Origin of the sequence: Paenibacillus sp. Leaf72, assembly GCF_001422685.1 — a bacterium.
GTDB lineage: Bacteria > Bacillota > Bacilli > Paenibacillales > Paenibacillaceae > Pristimantibacillus.
In genome coordinates, this window is record NZ_LMLV01000001.1 from 1,241,937 (window position 1) to 1,258,878 (window position 16,942).

Annotated in this window: 17 protein-coding genes; 4 read left to right on the forward strand and 13 right to left on the reverse strand. The window is 50.9% G+C overall.

Annotation, left to right across the window (positions count from 1 at the left end; translation table 11 throughout):
* Positions 1-297: 297 nt before the first annotated feature.
* The 3 genes from ASF12_RS34240 (at position 298) to ASF12_RS34250 (ending at position 1,216) form a co-directional block, all read left to right on the forward strand.
* A complete protein-coding gene (locus ASF12_RS34240) occupies positions 298-708 on the forward strand; it encodes a recombinase family protein (RefSeq protein ID WP_155972803.1) in 411 nt (136 codons plus the stop codon).
* 76 nt (positions 709-784) lie between these two features.
* Positions 785-967 (forward strand): recombinase family protein, encoded by a 183-nt coding sequence (locus ASF12_RS34245; RefSeq protein WP_235533099.1) that lies wholly within the window; start codon positions 785-787, stop codon positions 965-967.
* Positions 968-1,135: 168 nt separating this feature from the next.
* Positions 1,136-1,216 (forward strand): hypothetical protein, encoded by an 81-nt coding sequence (locus ASF12_RS34250; protein WP_235533100.1) that lies wholly within the window; start codon positions 1,136-1,138, stop codon positions 1,214-1,216.
* Between the two features lie 538 nt (positions 1,217-1,754).
* Here the strand turns inward: ASF12_RS34250 and rlmD are convergent.
* The 4 genes from rlmD to ASF12_RS05425 form a co-directional block, all read right to left on the reverse strand.
* Positions 1,755-3,293 (reverse strand): 23S rRNA (uracil(1939)-C(5))-methyltransferase RlmD, encoded by a 1,539-nt coding sequence (gene rlmD, locus ASF12_RS05410; RefSeq protein ID WP_056030560.1) that lies wholly within the window; start codon positions 3,291-3,293, stop codon positions 1,755-1,757.
* A 185-nt stretch (positions 3,294-3,478) separates the two neighbouring features.
* On the reverse strand, positions 3,479-4,396 hold the full coding sequence (locus tag ASF12_RS05415; RefSeq protein WP_056032851.1) for a diacylglycerol kinase: 918 nt from the start codon (positions 4,394-4,396) through the stop codon (positions 3,479-3,481).
* Between the two features lie 141 nt (positions 4,397-4,537).
* A complete protein-coding gene (locus ASF12_RS05420; protein WP_056030562.1) occupies positions 4,538-5,323 on the reverse strand; it encodes a sirohydrochlorin chelatase in 786 nt (261 codons plus the stop codon).
* Between the two features lie 13 nt (positions 5,324-5,336).
* Positions 5,337-5,627, reverse strand: a complete 291-nt coding sequence (locus ASF12_RS05425; RefSeq protein ID WP_046231556.1) for a YerC/YecD family TrpR-related protein — start codon at positions 5,625-5,627, stop codon at positions 5,337-5,339.
* Positions 5,628-5,968: 341 nt separating this feature from the next.
* Here ASF12_RS05425 and ASF12_RS05430 point away from each other — a divergent pair, with 341 nt between their 5' ends.
* Entirely contained in the window at positions 5,969-6,538 is a 570-nt protein-coding gene (locus tag ASF12_RS05430) for a tyrosine protein kinase (protein ID WP_155972809.1), read from the forward strand.
* Between the two features lie 273 nt (positions 6,539-6,811).
* On the opposite strand, the gene ASF12_RS05435 is transcribed toward ASF12_RS05430, so the two are convergent.
* The 9 genes from ASF12_RS05435 to ASF12_RS33495 form a co-directional block, all read right to left on the reverse strand.
* Positions 6,812-7,807 carry an inorganic phosphate transporter gene (locus tag ASF12_RS05435; protein WP_056030567.1) on the reverse strand — a complete coding sequence of 332 codons (996 nt, stop codon included), beginning with the start codon at positions 7,805-7,807 and terminating at the stop codon, positions 6,812-6,814.
* Between the two features lie 24 nt (positions 7,808-7,831).
* Positions 7,832-8,443 (reverse strand): DUF47 domain-containing protein, encoded by a 612-nt coding sequence (locus ASF12_RS05440; protein ID WP_056032854.1) that lies wholly within the window; start codon positions 8,441-8,443, stop codon positions 7,832-7,834.
* 290 nt (positions 8,444-8,733) lie between these two features.
* Positions 8,734-9,795, reverse strand: a complete 1,062-nt coding sequence (locus tag ASF12_RS05445) for a DUF3048 domain-containing protein (RefSeq protein ID WP_056030569.1) — start codon at positions 9,793-9,795, stop codon at positions 8,734-8,736.
* A 352-nt stretch (positions 9,796-10,147) separates the two neighbouring features.
* Positions 10,148-10,969 carry an alpha/beta hydrolase gene (locus ASF12_RS05450; protein WP_056030572.1) on the reverse strand — a complete coding sequence of 274 codons (822 nt, stop codon included), beginning with the start codon at positions 10,967-10,969 and terminating at the stop codon, positions 10,148-10,150.
* 117 nt (positions 10,970-11,086) lie between these two features.
* Positions 11,087-11,668, reverse strand: a complete 582-nt coding sequence (locus ASF12_RS05455) for a thioredoxin family protein (RefSeq protein ID WP_056030576.1) — start codon at positions 11,666-11,668, stop codon at positions 11,087-11,089.
* A 308-nt stretch (positions 11,669-11,976) separates the two neighbouring features.
* On the reverse strand, positions 11,977-13,386 hold the full coding sequence (locus tag ASF12_RS05460) for a sensor histidine kinase (protein ID WP_056030579.1): 1,410 nt from the start codon (positions 13,384-13,386) through the stop codon (positions 11,977-11,979).
* The gene (locus tag ASF12_RS05465; protein WP_056030582.1) at positions 13,383-14,132 is read right to left on the reverse strand and encodes a response regulator transcription factor; all 750 of its coding nucleotides are present in this window, start codon (positions 14,130-14,132) and stop codon (positions 13,383-13,385) included. Before ASF12_RS05465 ends, ASF12_RS05460 begins: the two co-directional genes overlap by 4 nt.
* A gap of 20 nt (positions 14,133-14,152) precedes the next feature.
* Positions 14,153-15,571, reverse strand: a complete 1,419-nt coding sequence (locus tag ASF12_RS05470) for an FG-GAP repeat domain-containing protein (protein WP_056030585.1) — start codon at positions 15,569-15,571, stop codon at positions 14,153-14,155.
* Between the two features lie 44 nt (positions 15,572-15,615).
* Positions 15,616-16,722: a polysaccharide deacetylase family protein gene (locus ASF12_RS33495; RefSeq protein WP_235533047.1), complete on the reverse strand. Its 1,107-nt coding sequence runs from the start codon at positions 16,720-16,722 to the stop codon at positions 15,616-15,618.
* Positions 16,723-16,942 lie beyond the last annotated feature (220 nt).

Genomic DNA, 16,942 nt, shown 5'->3' on the forward strand with positions numbered 1-16,942 from the left:
GTTGCTAACTCAGTACAATCGTTTCAATGCATAAGACCGCACCAAGAACCATCATTTGGGAAGCAAAGAGATTGCCAAGCTAAGCACTTTTTCAGTTCCTATGGACATAAAAATAAAAGAGACACCAGTTAAGGCGTCCCTTCTTCCATACCATTTCTCGTTAAGTATTATCCTTCCAGTCAAATACAGGTTCCTTCATGGGAAAAGCACCTCTTCATCCATTTCATTTCATTGTCTCTGAGCATAATCATAAAGAACAGTCTTGAAAATCAAGAATCCTATCTGACTCATATTGCTATGAGCAATGGTTGGGAAGTGCACAAAGTCTACTCAGACGATGGAATAAGCAGTGCGCGGATCATTAATCGGAGCGGGCTTCAAAGCTTGATGACAGACGCCCGTAAGAAGAAATTCAGCGCTGTGATTGCGAAATCTGTATCGAGGCTTGGACGTAATACGATAGAGTGTCTTAAAACAGCCTTTGAGATTGAGTCGGAATTAGGTATTCGACTCGTTCTTCCAGAGGATAATCATGATACTCTAACCAATACAAGCAGATATAACTTTCAACTAAGGGCTATACTTGCTGAAGAAGAAAGCGCGAAAATAGCTACCCGAATTAAGCATGGATATCGTGCAAGCGCTCAGAGAGGAAAAATAAATGCTTCTCGCCCCCATTCGGTTATAAGGCTGAGTTTGGGGAACTAGTGCTGAATGACATCTACGCCCAATCGTACGAGAGATTTTTAACCTGTACCTTTACGAGGGCCGGGGTTTCTTTAGGATCAAATCCTACCTTACCGATAAGGGCATTCATACTTCACGTTCTGTAGCTGGATTCAAGAACGCAGGAATGATTTGGCAAGAACGCAGCCTCAAATCAATACTAGAGAACCCAAGCTATACTGGTAATCTCTACTTCCATCGTGAAGAAACTCTTGATTTCATTACTAAAAAAGAAGGCTAGTGGATCCAGACCAGCAAATTATTCTTAAGAATACCCATCCCGCTATAATCACGATGGAAGAACACTTGTCTGTTCTAAAGCGGATAAGTACTAAGGGAGCTAACAAAAAGTAACGGTCAAGAAAGTTTGTTCGCACACATTGCAATTTGTGCGGATTGTGGACATGGAATGAGGTATCGGAAGGATCGCGGAAAAAAAATTGAAAGGAGGGGCATATGTGTGTGGTGGGTATGTGAAGCATACCTCTAAGTACTGCTCTTCCCATCTCATTAACTCGCAAGAGCTTCTTAAGATCGTGAAGAACGATCTACAAGAACTGATAACGAATCATACCAAGCTAGAGAAGGTCTACAAAGCCGCCTGTGGCCTAGTCGAATCGACCCAAGACCACAAACACTCATCCAGGTTCAAACAGGTCACTAGACGCCTCACACAGCTCCAGAACGATTTCCAGAAGTTATTTCAAGCTTATAGCCAAAAAATAAGTAGCCTAGAACAATTTCAAATGCAAAACAACCACATCATCGCTGAACAGAACTCCTTAAATCAACAAAAAGCCGATCTTGAGAAGCAGATCGGCTTTTTGTTGATTTGGATGAGCAGCTCAAGAAATTTAAGTAACAGCTCAACAAGATATCGATACTGGACATCAATGATGAGAAAGTCCTGAAATTTGTTATCCACAAACTTATTCAGAAAATCAAAATAGCTCACATAGGGCATGTATAAGAAATTCACTACAACTTCATGAATCCCCCGAACGAAGTGAACTGAGCCGGGCGCAGTATTATTTTGCGCCCTCCCATTTTAGTAACACTGAGCACTCCACATGCGTAGTCCACGGAAACATATCCACCGGCTGCACCTCCACGGTCCGATACCCGCCATCCTCCAGCACCCGCAAATCCCGCGCCAATGTCGACGGATTACAGCTCACATAAACAACCCTATCTGGCTGCATCGCCAGAATCGTCTCCAGCAACTCGGGATCGCAGCCTTTGCGTGGCGGATCGACGACGATGACGTCGGGCACAATGCCGCCCTCCTCGCGCCAGCGCGGAATGACGACCTCGGCAGGGCCTGCCTCGAACGTCGCATTCCCGATCCCGTTCAGCTCCGCATTGCGCTTCGCATCCTCAATCGCCTCCGGCACGATCTCCACGCCGTAGACGCGCCCAGCTTGCCGCGCCAGAAACAGCGATATCGTTCCGATCCCGCAATAAGCGTCAATGACGGACTCCGTCCCGGTCAACGCCGCATACTCCACCGCTTTGCGGTACAAGGCCACCGTTTGCAGCGGGTTCACCTGATAGAACGATCTCGCCGATATCGCGAAGCGAATACCATCGAGCTCGTCATAAATAACGTCGCTGCCCCATAGCACCTTCGTCTCATCTCCAAAAATCACATTCGTGTTCCGCTCATTCACATTTTGAACGATGCTCGTCACACCTGGCAGCTCCTCGCGGATACGCTCCACCCAGCGCTCAGCCTGCGGCAGCTTGCGCACATTCGTCACAAGCACGACCATCATCTCACCCGTTACAAAGCCCGTACGCGCCATCACATGGCGCAGTACGCCGCGTCCGCTCTCCTCATCATATCCAGTTACGCCTAGCTCGCGACCAATCGCCTTCACAGCCCGTACAATATCATCATTGCGGTCATGCTGAATCAGGCAATCGTCCATATCAATGATCCTGTGGCTGCCACGCGCATAAAAACCAGCAATCAGCTTACTTTCTGCATCATCACCGAAATTGCCATGACTTCCCGTCATCATGCCAATCGGCACCTGCGCCTTATTCCGATAGCGCCAAGGCTCGTCCATCCCAATGGTAGGATGCACAATAACGGCTGCGTCCGCCGCTTTATTTTCAGCAGAGCCGCCTGCCAGTGCCTTCTCAGCTTCCCCAGCCACACTCAGCTTCCCGATCCGCACCAGATTGTCCACCACATGCTGGCGTTTCCAGCCCAGCTGGGCGTCATAGTCCATATGCTGAAGCTGGCAGCCGCCGCATTGCTTGTAAATATCGCATGGCGGCTCGACGCGGTCGTCGCTCGCGACCAGCAGCTCCTGCAAACGCGCATAGCCATACTGCTTCTTCGTCTTCATGACCTTCGCGCGCACGCGCTCACCAGGGAGTGCGCCCTGCACAAAAAGGGTATAGCCCTCAGCGCGGCCTACCCCTTCCCCGTCATGCGTCAGTCCGATAATTTCGAGGACGACCTCTTCATTTTTGCTTACCGGCACATTTTCTGGAGGCTTCGACTGGGAATTGCTGCGCCCACGTCCGCCGCCACCTCTGTTATTCCTTCTGTTCATTGCTCTACCCGCTCCGCTCTATATCGCCATTAACGCAAGCAGGCCGCTAAGCGGCCAACTTTCTGCTCTTATACTTTTTCACAAAATGACTCGTCATCATACACGAATCCCTGATCTTTCCTATCCAATTCAGCGCATCCAGCACTAAACTTGCTTCACTCTTCCGCTCACATAAATCCATTATACTACCGATAGGTCGACTCGCCCATCTCATCGGCAAAAATTCGCAAATGCGAGGGCAGCACCGAGAACGTAAACGGCAGCTTGCCGCCGTACTCACCGTCGAGATTGATTTGCACGTAGTCTGGCGTCGTGACCTTCATCTCATTCGTGCGGAAATGGATAATATGCGGATCATTCATATGCTCCCCGCGCAGCGCGAGCGACACGAGGCGGATAAACTCCGGCAAATTGCATTTTCGCAGCAAAATGACGTCAAACAATCCATCATCGAGCTTCGAGTCTGGAGCCAGCTTCTCAAACCCGCCAACCGAGTTGCTGTTGCAGATGAGAAAAAGCATAAATTCCTCATGAAAATCGCCAACGCCTGCGGCCTGGATTTTCAGCTCCGTCGGGCTGAGGCGCGTCATTTTCTCCATGCCCTTCATATAATACGCCAGCTGCCCAATCATCGTCTTGAGCTTGCTCGGCACATCATACGTCAGCTCCGTCAACGAGCCGCCACCCGCAATATTAATAAAATAACGCTCATTCGCCCTGCCGACATCAATCGGGCGCGTATACTGCTGAATAATCAGATCGACCGCATATTCCCAATGCTTCGGAATGCCCAGCGCCCTAGCGAAATCATTCGTCGTCCCGAGCGGCAAAATGCCCAGCGGCGGCAAATTCGGCTTCTCCGCCAGCCCATTAATAACCTCATACAGCGTTCCGTCGCCGCCCGCCGCAATAATCAGATCGTAGCCGCGCTCCGCGGCTTCGGCAGCCGCAAGCGTCGCATCGCCTTCGCCTATCGTGGCATGGCAGCTCGTCTCAATGCCGCCGCGCTCCAGCCGCTGCAAAATATCTGGAAGCCTGCGCTTCATTTCTTCCCTGCCGGAAGAAGGATTATAGATCAATCTTGCTCTTTTATATGCTGACATCAGCGTGACCTCCAAGCCTTTTCCATTTTCCCATGTGTCGGCAGGCCTACCTATCGCCTTCGCGCATGCGTAATTCTTGCCTTTCTTACCCTTCTTGCCCTTCGTCCCTATAATGCCGTGCGTTCCTTCCACTTTCCCCTATTATACGGCTTCCAGCCCCGCCAGCCAATCCGTCATATTCCGCACCAGCCAGCGCTCAATCGCCGGGTCAGGCAGCATCGGCCTTCCATTATAGCGATAATCCAGTCCCGACAAGCGCTCCGGTATGACCTCATTCGTAAAATAGCCATTGCTCAAAAATAGTGGCACGACGATAACCGCTTCCTCCGGCCATTCCACCTGCATGCCTCTCAACCGCTCAGCAGCCTGATCAGGCAGCAGCATAGCCGTTTCCGCGCGCGCGAAACCGCCTAGCTCGCGTATACGACCAGCTAGCGCATTCAATCCCTGCTGCCAGCGCTCATGAAACACTGGCTCCTTGCTGCCGTGGCCAATTAATAGCAGCGCTTCGCGGCTCGGCTCTGAGCTGAGCGGCTTCATATTTTGCAGCAGCAGCTCGGCGATTTCTGGATCATCATTAATCGGGATGCCCATATGAACATGCGCGTTCACCCGAAAAGTACCCAGATCGCCCTCAAAATCCGATATCGGCGCAAAGCCAAAAGCCTGCCCAATCTCATCGATATGCGTACTTCCTGATGAAATGAACAGCGGCAGCACATACAGCTCGGTTACGCCCTGTGCCTCCAGCGCATCAATGCCGTCCTGAATAAGCCGACCTTCTATAATTTCAAGAAAAGACGAATACACGGGCACATCGGCCCGCTGCATCGTCTCTGTTGCCCGTTCTACTGCTTCATCTACAAGCTGCACCCACTGCGCATCGCGCGAGCCGTGGCTTATAACGAGAATGCCGGGTTTTGTCATGGCTTTCACGCACCTACCGTCCTAAACGTTCTAAAGCCATTTTATACCCGTCGTTGCCATAATTCAAACAGCGCTTCACCCGCGAGATCGTAGCCGTGCTCGCCCCTGTCTCCGCTTCAATCTGATTGTACGTGCTGCCCTTGCCGAGCATGCGAGCTACTTCCAGACGCTGCGACAGCGACTGAATTTCATTGACCGTGCACAAATCATCAAAAAACACATAACATTCCTCAACGGACTTTAAAGTTAAGATGGCCTCAAACAATTGATCTACCGCTTTATCGTTCAGCTTTTTGAGCTGCATATTCTTCACTCCTCTAGTCTTCAAACCGGACTTCCAATGCTCACATTGTAGCTTTTTTACCCGTTTTTTTCAAGCATTACCGTATTCACGCTTTACAGAACAGAAGAGCTAACGTGGGGCATCTGCCGTTATTTTTCTTCAATACCCGTGACATTCGTCCAATCCTTACGTTTGCCTATGCCATAGACTAATACCAAGTGTACACCGCTTCACCGCCGCTCAGGCGAGGGAGCCCGCGCTTCACCATGACCGCTCTGCACAACGCGCCTCGTCTTCCACAGGCAGAGCATTCCACCATGAGGCACGGCGATTCGACTATAAAATTTAAAAGGGTGATCAGCGTGAATTATCGCAATAATCCCGGCGGCTATCCCCAATATCCCCGCTACCCGCATGCTCAGCAGCCGCAGCATTTCCAGCATCGCAGCAGCCGCCAGGGGCAGAGCCAGCTCAGCCCCGCCGTTAACCATAACGCTAGCGTATCCGGCCTACTGAATGAAAATGCGATCCCAGAGTTCCAGCCTCCGCTTCAATCGGTTCAAGCCGTACAGCCGGAGTCCCAAACTATCGTTCCAGCTACAGCAGCCGAGCTTGCTGAAACCGTAGCCCCTGCCAAGGGCGGCGGATTCTCGCTCGCTAATTTGGGAGAGATCAAAGGCTTTGTCGACCGCATAGGCGGTATTGACGGCATTTTGACCACGGTGACGAAGGTTCAGAAGGTGATGAGCAGCGTATCCCAGATGGCTCCGCTCGTGAAGGTGATTATGGGCTCCTTTGGGAAAAAAGGGGCCGGAGACGACGCCACCGATGACGTGGAAGAGTTCGTCCCTAAGCGCAAGCGCCGCAAGTCCGGCAGCGGCTCAGGCTCAAGTCCCGCCGCCCGTAGACGCAGAAGAAAACGCCGGCGCTAAGCCCCGGCAGCGGAGAGCAGCGCCGTTATCTCGGCCTGAGTGCGCAACAAAGCGCATAAGCCGGAGAGTGTTACCTCCCGCCGCCAGCGCGAGCAGCGTTGGGCGGCGTCTCTCCTCTGTCGCCATGCGAAGCGAACAGCCCCGCATGGCGCGCTCCTCCTGCCAGCAGCAAGCGCTCCTGGCAGAAGCTTTATTTTTCACCGTCCAGCCCTCCCCGCCCAACAAAAAAGCCCGCATCCACTAACGGACCGGGCTTCTAAACGCTATGCAAGCTTAAATGAACAACAAATCCATTGCCCAGTAAACGGCCATTGCCATCAGGACAGTGATCGGAATCGTAATGACCCATGCGACCAAAATACGACCCGCCATCGACCATTTCACGCTGGAGAAGCGCTTCGCGCTGCCTACACCGAGAATCGAGGACGTAATAACATGTGTCGTACTTACTGGCAAATGCAGCACCGTAGCCGTTAAAATAACGACAGCCGAGCCTACATCGGCAGCAAAACCATTGATCGGTTCGATTTTGAAAATCTTCGTACCCATCGTTTTAATGATTTTGTAACCGCCGACGGACGTACCAAGCGCCATTGCCAATGCAGCAGATAGCTTAACCCACAGCGGCACATCCAAACTATCTTGAACACCCGCCGCAACGAGCGCGAACGTGATAATTCCCATCGCCTTCTGCGCATCATTCGTACCATGCGAGAACGATTGGAAGGCTGCCGTTACGATTTGGCTGAAACGGAAGCCCTTGTTCACCTGATGCGGGCTCGATTTGGCGAAAATCCGCTTGAGCAGCCACATAATGATGAAACCAGCCGAGAAAGCAATCAGCGGCGATAAAATGAGAGCTTTAACAATATCTGTGAAACCAGAAGCATTAATCGTGCCAATGCCTGAACCCGCAATAACCGCACCAGCCAGCGAGCCGATGAGCGCATGGGACGAGGAGGACGGAATACCGAACCACCACGTAACCAGGTTCCAGATAATAGCCGATATGAGCGCAGCGATAACGACTTCGACACCATTCGGCAAATCAGCCGGATTCGCAACGCCGCTTCCGATCGTTTTGGCTACCCCGGTAAACATAATCGCACCGAGGAAGTTCATCACCGCAGCCATCAAAATCGCTACACGAGGCTTGAGCGCACGGGTCGATACCGACGTCGCAATCGCATTCGCGGTATCATGGAAGCCGTTAATAAAATCAAAACCGAGTGCCAGAATGACAACCGTCCATAAAATATATGAATCCATTAGAGTTGACTCCCACTTTCCGCGTTAGCTATTGCGCATAATAATCGATTCCAGCGTATTGGCAACATCCTCGCAATAGTCGGTCGTTTGCTCCAGCATTTCATAAATTTCCTTGCGTTTCATCAGCTCAATCGGATCGCTTACGTTCGCGAACAAGCTTGTAATACATACGCGAAGCAGATCATCGGCTTGATTTTCCAGCTCGTTCAGCGCAATGTTCGGCTCACGAATAGCCAGCAGCTTCTTCTGTGTCAGCAAATAAATAGCTTTCTTGATCTGATGCGCGCAGCGCAGCAAAATGTCGCCAAACAGCTGGATGTACTCATCCTTCTCCTTGATGTTGTACATTTCGAAACGCGAAGCGCAAGCCTCGATTCCATCAAGCACATCGTCAAGCGAGGTCGTCAGCGCCATAATATCTTCTCGTTCAATCGGAGTGATGAACGTTTTGTTCAATTCCTTCAAAATCGTGTGCACATACTTGTCGCACTGGCTTTCGTATTCCTTCATCGTCTTGGCGAAAGCAGAGACATCGGACAAATCCGACAATCCGTTTGAGAAATACTCAACAGCGACAACGAGCGCATCGGCCATTTCTTCAAACGTTTTAAAGAAAATATCTTTTTTCTTGAACATCGTAATCCCCTTTACCGGCTGGATGTTTTGTTTGAGCATTTTGTCGACCATTGGTGACCTTTGGTGGATAAGCCCAGAATATCTTAACACAGTTTACTTTAAAATTGTTAACGGAATATTAACGTTCATGAAAAAAATTTCTTTTTTTCACTCTATGCAGTCATAACGTTCATTTCCTCCGCTTCCAAAACAAAGGCGCCGCCTCGTAAAGAGACAGCGCCTAAGCTTATATTGCCACGGGCACAGAAGCACTCTTCACCTGCTAAAAGTGTTTCCGAACCGTGCTTTTTTTACCCATACATCACATGATCAGCAATCGATTTCGCATTTGGGACAATGTGGAAAAAGGTTTTGCCCGGCACCAGAGCAAGCTCCTTGCCATCCTTCACGATCCGGATCATATTATCCGGCGCCCGTACCCACGACGCCTCCGTCATCCGACCCTGCTGGAACAGCATCGCATCTCCGCCTGCTTGCAAATCAACCGCGAGCCTGCCTTCATTGTCCAGCGTCTTATGGCTTGCAGCCAGTACGACCAGATTCGAAGCCGCAAGCTGCTCATTATTGTTAAGGTCAATATGCGCTTCATCGTTGATGGAACGCTTATATAGCTTGCTCGCCTCATCATAGGCGTAAGAAACCTTATAATCCTTCAGCGTAAAATGAATCGTTACCGCCGTCGCAGAAGTCGTTGCCTCCGCTGCGCCGTTCTCTGCAAACACGTAGGCAGGCACTGCTGTATCCTGCTTGTAATTTTTCTTCTCCGCTCCGGAACGCAGCTTCTCTAAATCCGAATACAGATTATGCGGCGCCTTGCGCTCCTTGCTGCGCCAGAAATAAGCGCCCGCGTTCGAAATTTCATCCAAATACGGCTTCTTCTGCTGCTGCAAAATCGCATAAGCGTCATTGCTGCCGCCTGCATGGGCAAGAACAGCGCCGTAGCTTTCGCCAATATTAATCAAATAAGGGCGGATGCTGCGAATCGGACCAATGGAATCGGTTATCGCATCCGTGCTTTGGAACAGCGCAACGAGCCTCGTAATGCCGCCTTCCGCTAACACCTCCCACACAACATCGGCATTCGACAATCCCGATTGCGGGCGAGCCGGCTTCAAGTTGTTGATCATGACAGCAATTGGCCGCTCCAATGCTTCTGTCTGCCGACCAATTCCCGTTAATGGCGCTTGATACGGCAGTGCTCCCGGTGAGACGCTAGGGCTTGGCAAAGCGCTTGGCTCTGGCGAAGCGGATGGAACCGCTTCCCCTTTACTGCCTCCCGCACAAGCTGCAAGCAGTACAAGCAGCAGCAGCAGAATGCTGGACGATAAACCGATTCTTTTTCCCAATTTCATGAATGATACCCGCCTTTATCCGAATGATCCAAGGTGAAACGGCTGTTGCCAATTGGGGCGCGGCGCGTTTCAATCCGAGAAATATAAGCATTTATAAGTTGAAACTTATAAATGCTTATATTTTTATAATTTCAAATCTATCCTCTAGCGTGATAGATAACATGACAATTTACGCAGCAAAAAGCTCGCAAAAGCAGCTTAGCTGCCTTTTCTACCTTTCTACTATACCACAGGATGATAGAAGGAGTAACAAATTAAGCAAAAACAGGACCTGCTCACGCGTTAGTCCCGCGTGACAGGTCCTGCCATAAAGCCGGATGCCGCCGTAAGCGGCACTACCTTTTTTTCCAATTTAAATGCTCCAGTGATGCCATTCCTGCTGCTTCTTATCCAGCCCCTCCAGCCATTCCGAGCTGATGCGAATCGCTTCCTCCTGATGCTGGCGGTTGGAGTACGTATGCGACGCCTGAAAAATAATTTCCTTGTCGCATAGCCCCTCGCTGCGGGTCCAGAACACCTTCTGATAAAGGAAGCTGTAATCGACGGGAATGAGTTCATCACTCGTGCCATGGACGAGCAGGACATCGCCGGAGAAGCGCGTTGCTGCCTGGAACGGCTGATGCTCAAGCAGAGAGTCGAAGAAGACGGGCTTCAGCGTAAAACCGGAATAATCAACAAAGCCGGATTCAACCGCTTCATCATAGCCCTTCCTGCCGACAATTCGGACAATATCATTGAAGGGATAAGCAACTGGCGACCATAGAAGGAGGCGCTTGACCCGTCTATCCTTGACGGCTGTCATAATGGAGACGGCTCCGCCTAGGCTATGTCCAAGCAATACAATCCGGCGCGGGTCGACGCATTCCATGCTCGTGATGTAGTCAAGCGCTGTGCGCGTCTGATCGACCATGCTGTCGAAGCCAAGCGAGCCGTAATCGCCATTGCTCTCGCCGCAGCCGCCATAATCGAAGCGCAGCACATACGAGCCTTGGGCTGCAAGGGCGCGGGCTGCTTTGACAAACAAGCGGTCCACACCGATGCGGCTTCCAACAAAGCCATGGCAAATAATGATCGCCTGCCGTTTGCAGTCGTCGTTCTTCTTCTCATCCGTCGGATAATGCAGCGTAGCTGCCAGCTCCAATCCTTCATGGCGCAATACCAGATGCTTCTCCATGTCCAAAACCTCCTGCCGTTTCCATACAGCGTCTTAATTATGTTAATTCCTACCCGAATACTTTGAATTTGTTAAAGTCATAATAGCACCCGCAGATGCTGCTGTCAATCCGTTATTTTATACTAGATCGCAAGCTTCAACCGGCATCCAGTGCTCATCCTGTCCATCCCATTTGACGTTGCAGCCAATCGGATTGGTGTACGGCACCGACACCTCCTTGCCCAGCGTATGCTCGGTAAGTGCACGCTCCAAATCATAAACCGTCACTTTGCTCGAATCTTTAGGCTGGTCAACTCCCCGGCCCGTATAAACCAGCTTGCGCTCTTTATCAAAAACATAAAAATGCGGCGTACGCAGCGCCCCATAAGCTTTGGCTACCTCTTGCGTATCATCGCGCAAATACGTCCAAGGAAACTCCAGCTCTTTCATTCGCTCCACCATATGCTCAAAGGAATCATGCGGCTTCGTAGCAATGCTGTTCGCATTAATGCCGACGAAAGCAACGCCCTTCTCCTTGAACTTGATGGCCGTCTTGCGCGTGAGCTCGTCCGATCCAACGACATAAGGACAATGATTACAGGTGAAAAATACGACCAGCGTGTCCGCATCGGCAAAATTCTGCAGCGAATAGCTTTTGCCATCCGTCGCCGGAAGCGTAAAATCTGGTGCTTGCTGACCAATCTGAACAGTGAAAGACATATAAATCCCTCCCAGTATGAAATGACCATCCCCTATATTGTACCACAATTAGGCAAAGCTTTTTCTGATGGTCTAACTGCGCTTCGGACATATTAATGTAGCAAGTTATTATTCAATTAGGCAGCTTTCGAGGCCGCCAAGGAAGGAGTGGAGCTTATATGCCTGCATGGATCGTATGGCTAACTGAACACTGGCTTTCCGTTATGCTAACGTTTGGTGTCGTCGTTGCTATCGTCTGGGTATTGTTCAACCGCAATCTGCTGTTTAACAAAAATTAGCCGCCCTTCCGGGCGGCTGATAAATTCTGGCTATGTTGCTGGTTTGTCCTGATGGCTGATCGGCAGCTCGATCGTGATTACCGTTCCAGCACCACGCTCGCTGTCTATTTTCATCTCGCCAGCATGCAGCTCGGTAATTTCCTTGCAGATCGCGAGCCCAAGCCCGCTTCCGCCCTGCCCCGTATTCGCCTTATAAAACTTCTCCGTCACATGGGGAATGTCCTCGGCTTCGATGCCGCAGCCGGTATCGGCAACTGTCAGCAGCGCAAAGTTCTCGTCAGGCGTAATGGAGATCGACACGCGAATGGTGCCGCCTGCTGGCGTGAACTTGAATGCATTGTCAATCAAATTAATGATAACCTGCTTCAAGCGATTGGCATCCGCATACACCATCACCGGCGATTTGCCTAGCGTGACGAGCAGCTTCACGCCCGTCTGATCCTGCCGGACACCAAGCTGGGCCGCCGTCTCCTTCACTGGGCTGTTGAGATCCAGCAGCTCCGCATGAAGCTCCATGCTTCCTGCCGACAGCTTGGAGAAATCGAGCAAATCCTCCACAAGCCCCGACAAGCGCAGCGTTTCATGGCTAATTATTTGCAGCCCCAGCTTCATTTCCTCATTGTCGGCCGGATCGCCTTCCTTCAGCGTCTCGCTCCAGCCTCTAATCGACGTAAGCGGCGTTCGCAGCTCGTGGGAAATGGAGGAGATAAAATCATTTTTGAGCTTCTCCCGATGATTCAGCTCCACGACCATCGAATTGAACGTTTCCGCCAGCTGTCCAATTTCATCATTGCTTCGCTTTGTCGCACGCCTCGTCCAGTCTCCATCGGCCATATATCTTGCCGCACGTGTCAGCTCGCGAATAGGCCGTACAATACGCTGCGCCAGCCACAGGCTTAAGCCCAGAAACAGCAAAATAACTGCCAGCCCCACGAATGCCGTCATGCGCAGCAGCTGGCTTACCATATCGTCCACAGCGCTGATGGAGGCCGAATAACGCAGCAGGGATACAACATGCGTATCGTTCCAGACCGGTATCGTAATCGACGTGACCCGTTCCTTGTAATAAGGATCATTGCCCTGCCAAATATCCGTATTCCCGTTCATCGCTGCCTGCACGTCCAGCGTGTTGTAATGTATATCTTCCACCAGCCCGTCGGAGTCCATGCGTACGTTGCCATACACATCAAGCAGCTGAAGCCGGGTATCGCCCTCCACCATATATTGCAGCATGTAATCGGCTTGATCATGCATTTTCAGCGAAGCCATCGTCCGGTTATGCGTGGCAAGGGCAGATACAGCCCGCTGCTTAACCGAGCTTTGTGCGCTGCCATAATAATAGTTGGTAATCAGTGTAGCAAAAAGTCCGCCGAGCACGACGACAACGAGCGCAATCAGCAGCAAATAGCTCCACACGATTCTCGTCTTCAGACTGTTCATCCGCTGCTGCCCCTTCTCCAGCGGTAGCCGAAGCCCCATACCGTTTCGATGAAAGCAGGCTCAGAGGAATTGTCTTCAATTTTTTGGCGCACCCGCCTAATGTTTACGTCAACGACCTTAAGGTCGCCCACATAATAACGGCCCCAAACCTCGCTCAAAATATCATCGCGGCTGACGCTTTTGCCTTCCCGCTCCATTAATAGCCGCACCAGCGTCCATTCGGTCGGGGTCAAAATAATTTCCTCATCGTTTTTCCATAGCTTGCGCGCAGATACCGACAAGCGGAATGGCCCAATGGTCAGCTCATCATCCATTACCTCCTGCACGGGAGCAGCCGCCGCCAGCTCTTGGCTAGCCACCGCCTGAAGCAGCGCAGCACTCGGCTGCATTCTGCGGTAGAGCGACTTGATGCGGGCAATCAGCTCGCCTGGGCTGAATGGCTTCTGCACATAATCGTCGGCGCCAAGCTCCAGCCCGTGTATTTTATCCTCTTCCTGCGACTTCGCGGTCAGCATAATAATGCCCATGCTGGGGAATTTGCTGCGCAGCTGCTCGCATACTTCGAAGCCGCTAATAGTCGGCAGCATCACATCAAGCAGCGCAATATCAAATGGTCCCTCCGAATCAGCCAAAGCGAGCGCCGTTTCACCGTCGCCTGCTTCCGTCACTTCCATCTCATTGCGTTTTAGATTAATGCGGACAAAGCCGCGAATCGCTTCTTCATCTTCCAGCAGCAAAATACGCATAGGTCCACCCACTTTTTCCATTAGTCCGGCCTCGGTACCAGCAATTCAGGCAGTTGATCCTTATTCAGCTGCATTGCATAAAACAGCTGGCGATCACTGATATCCATCGTTCCTGGAGGAGCAAGCTGCTGTGCAAAAATGTACACCAAGCCCGCATAATTGAACACGACATGGTAAGAGCGGTCTGTCTCTTTCCACTCTTCCTGGACGCTGCCCCACTTCGTTAATGGAACCGCATATAATGTGCCAAGCTCGGACTTGTAGCCGGTTTTTTCATTCCAATATTCAAAGGTGACGAGGCCATATTCCCGGTGGACTTCCGGGCTTCTCAGCGTATAGCGGCCCTTCCACTGATTCGGAATCGTAAAGCTGATTTGGTAGCTGTTACTCGTAAACTCTTCCTTGATCGACTTGAAGCCCTTATCTCCATCCCATTGCAGCCACTCGTTCACCCACAGCATCCCGGCATAAGGGAGATCCGGATAGCCTGCAGGCTCTTTGGGCCGGGACAGCTCAATAATGCCATCACCGTTAATATCTTCATTTTGCGTCGGCGTTCCCGACACGAGCGCATTTCCATATTCGCCCTGCCCGGATAACGCAACTGGCCGCAGCTTGCCTTTTTCCCACACATACATAAACGTATACATCGAATGGGCGCCTACCGCAGCTTCCAATACGATGCCCGTATGCCGCTCGGAAATTTTGCCAATCAACAGCCGGTCATAATTAATGACATCATTGCTAAGATCGAGCTGCTGGAGCGCATGAAGCTTGCCCTTTGTCCATTCATATACCGTCAGCTTATAGTTCGGCAGCTGCACTTCCTGATTCGCCCAATCCCCCGTGACGACCGCCAGCTCCAGCTTTCCATCTCCGTTCAGATCGCCTGCTTCCGCGTACAAATAAGGCAGGGAATCCTCCGGCTCAAGCACAAGCTTGCCTTCCTCATTGCGCACTGGCGTTTGGCTAAGCGAATACAGCTCGACCATATTGGAGCCATCATAGGAGCCGATCCAGCCGACGGCCAAATCGAGCTTGCCATCCTTGTCATAATCGCTTACTTTCATCCAGTCCATGCGCATCGATAAAGGCTGCTGAATCGTATAATAGGGCTTCCAGGTGTTGCCCCGATAGCGGAGCAGCATTAGCTCAGGAGAGCTGTATTCATTGTTAAAAGAAACGAGCACCTCGTCTATGCCATCGCCATCTACATCGAGCAGGCGCACGGCGCCAAGATTGTCATCCCGCATCGGAAGCGCAAGCTGCGCATGAGGCGGCAAAGCTTTCTGCACAGCCTGAACGAGTGCCTGCTTATCCGAGGCGATAGTAGGCTTTTCAAGCAAATCCGCAGGAGCCGCCGTATAACGGCAGCCGGTTGCTAATAAACAAAGCAAGGCGGCTGCAAGCAGCGCCCCGCTTATTTTGGATATAAACAATTGCTTAAGCCCCCTTAAACATACAGCCCGAAAGCAGACCGGAATTAAGGCATTTCGTCAATCGTAACAAACGTATAGCCTTTCTTCTGCAAGCTATCAATGACGTCTGGCAGCATGTCTACCGTGTTTTTAATCCCTTTGCCTCCAAAAGAATGCATCAGTATTATACCACCCGGCTTCGTATGCTCGCTAATGTTCTGCTTCATCACAGCTACAGACGTTCCCGCCCAGTCACGGGTATCTACATTCCAGCTTACCAATTCTCTTCCTTTGTCCTTCATTAGCTGCTTAACGGTGCTATTCACAGCACCATACGGTGCGCGCACCAGATTTGGAGTAAAGCCGACTACATCTTTGATCAGCTTATCCGTCGTGGTGATTTCGTCCCATATTTGATTCTTGGTCAGCTTCGTCAAATCTTTATGATGAGTCGTATGATTGCCAATCGTATGGCCTTCGTCCACTATGCGCTGAAGCACCTCGGGGTCCTTCTTCACTTGAACGCCGACTACGAAGAAAGTTGCTTTAATGCCCTTCTTTTTCAGGATATCCAAAATTGCTGGTGTATAACGGTTATCTGGCCCATCATCAAAGGTTAAGGCGACAAGCTTCTGCTCCTTATCCGGCTTGCCCGTTTCCTTCTCTCCTTGCGGAGACGCCGAAGGCGTTGGCGTGGGAGCCGGCTTGCTCGTTGGTGTAGCCGAGCTTGAAGGCTTAGTTGTATATGTACTGGACGTTACGCTCTTTCCCGGTTTGGAACCTTCACCTTGCGTTTTTCCGCCAGTGCCACTGGATGTACCCGATGTACCGGAACCATTCGAAGCACCGGATGCGCCGTCCGTTCCTTTCTGAGGGGAATGGGAATCATCGGTGCTCGCCGGATGGCTTGCCGTGTCCGTACCGCTGCTTGTCCCTTCCGACAACGTCGGATGGTTAATATGGATGGTATCCTCGGATGAAGTACCCTGCTGGATGTTGGCGCTGCCCTCTTTGCCAGGCACAAGAACCTCCAGGCTCGATGAAGCCTTAGTCCCGCAGCCGCCAAGCCATAAGGCTAGTGCTACAAGTAGAAAGCTTGCAATTGCTAGTTTTCGTTTTGTTCTCTTGCGCGTCTTCATGCTGCTTACTCTAGTTCGTGTGTTATACTTCATCCGATTCACCCTTCTATTCCCTGCTGATAGATTTATCTTATCGCATTCATAGACGCAGTGCGTTACAAATTAGTTACACCTTTCGCCCGCATTTGACAGCAAAAACGTGGCGATTAATCATCACTATTTATTAAATAAAAGTCCATTTCCTCTTTAAATTTTTCATTTTTTGATAACAAGACTGTATTATTTAAATCAATATCCTGTTTCAATAACACAT